At 35.3% G+C, this 1,659-nt stretch carries 2 pseudogenes; one reads left to right on the top strand and one right to left on the bottom strand.

Annotation, left to right across the window (positions count from 1 at the left end):
• Positions 1–89 (top strand): annotated as a pseudogene (locus tag OZD61_RS01365) (IS5/IS1182 family transposase); the annotation flags it as partial.
• Between the two features lie 23 nt (positions 90–112).
• Here OZD61_RS01365 and OZD61_RS01360 read toward each other — a convergent pair.
• Positions 113–1,491: pseudogene (locus tag OZD61_RS01360) on the bottom strand (IS4 family transposase).
• Between the last annotated feature and the right edge of the window lie 168 nt (positions 1,492–1,659).

Here is a 1,659-nt window from a genome sequence, read left to right as displayed (position 1 = left end):
GATTGTGGAAAAATTGCGAACGTAAACTCAACACCAGCTTGCAAATGATTGTCCTTTCCTTCATTTCTCTGCTATTACGAAGATTTTAAACAGGTTCTTAGAAACCTTACTATTACCCACAAATATGAGGTTCATGAGCAAGTCTCCATCCTTCTGCTAGATCAAAGAGACGTCTCCACCCTTTCCAAAGAGTAATTGGTCCTGGTTTTGGGTCGCTTTTTCTTGCTAAATGACCTCCAAGTTCACGAAACGGCTTCTTTTATGGTAGGGGCTATATTTGGACATGGTTTCCTGTGTATTTTAACATATAAAACTTTCCATTCTTCCTCAGCTAATAAGGCAGTACATGGTAATGTTGGGTTAGTTCTTGCAATTGATGTAATAAAGAAAATTCTCCAAGCAATAATGCTCATGACTGTTAAATACCTCATTAATCTTTCTGCTGTTCCAAGTCTACATTCCTCAATTTTGAGACCAGATTTTAAAATCTTATGCAATATCTCTATTTTCCATCTCAAACAATACCAACTAACTTTTTCAACAGCTTCTTCAAAAGTACTGACCGGAAAAAAGCATCCACTCTAGAGGACTTGCTTCGGGAGGAGAGTTTTTTTCAACAACATGAATTGCGTGAAGTTGTAGACTCTGTCGGTTTATATTTTATGTGACCTTCTTTACATTTTATATGGCCTTCATGTGATAAATTTTCCAAATCTAATTTCTAAAAACGCTGCCCTTTTTTGCTTGTTATCTCTAGCAGGGATTTCAACTTCTACTTTTCCAGCGCAAGGGAGGCCTTGGATAAATGACCATAATTTTTGCTTGTTCCTGGTATGCATGAATTTTTTATTTACATTTCTGTTGTGGCGAGCTCTTACTAAAATTGCTGAGTTAAGATTATGTGCAAGTTCAAAAAATCATGCATATCTGCTTCTCTGTCACATACAGTTATAGCTTCGGTTTGGGCCAGATCTATAATATTATTTGTTTTCTTTAAACTTTCTAGCCATTTCATACTTTCTTTATCCTCAATATGAACGTTGTTACGATGGCTCTTTAGTCTTTTTTCTTCTTCAGAAATGAGTTGCCTCGAGTAAATCTTTTGATCCAGTATTCCCAGCTTCCGTACTAACAGCAAGGGCTGTATGCATTACTGCTCCTTTTCCAGCAATAGTTCCCAATCCGCTTATGGCTTGAGTATGAAATATAAGTTGTATCTTGAATCACAAGAATTCTTTTATGAGCTTTTGTTCTTTCAACTGTTTTATCAATGTGTGAAGCTAGAATATCGACTTCTTTTACGTTCTCATTTTGAAAAAAACGTTATGCTGCTTTTGCTTCTGACCAACTTCCGCATGCCTCATTAATTGAGCTTTCAGGTAAACTTATCAAACTATCAGCAATCTTTACTAATCGGTCAGTTAATCTTTTATCTCCAAGTACAGCATCTCCAAATTCATTTTTAGCCCATTCATTACTCTCGTTTGCCATTTTTATACCCTCAACATTTGCAAACTTTAATATTGTAATACTTTATTTATAAGTACATTTATATTTGTGGGCAATAGTAAGATTTGATATGCTGCCAGCACTTATGTTCAAATTAAAAATGTCATTTATGATACTAGCCACTTCACGCTTTGAGTTTTTGTAAAATCC

It is taken from the genome of Wolbachia endosymbiont of Drosophila bocki (assembly GCF_028982005.1).
Classification (GTDB): domain Bacteria; phylum Pseudomonadota; class Alphaproteobacteria; order Rickettsiales; family Anaplasmataceae; genus Wolbachia; species Wolbachia pipientis.
This window is presented reverse-complemented; position numbering and strand designations above follow the sequence as displayed.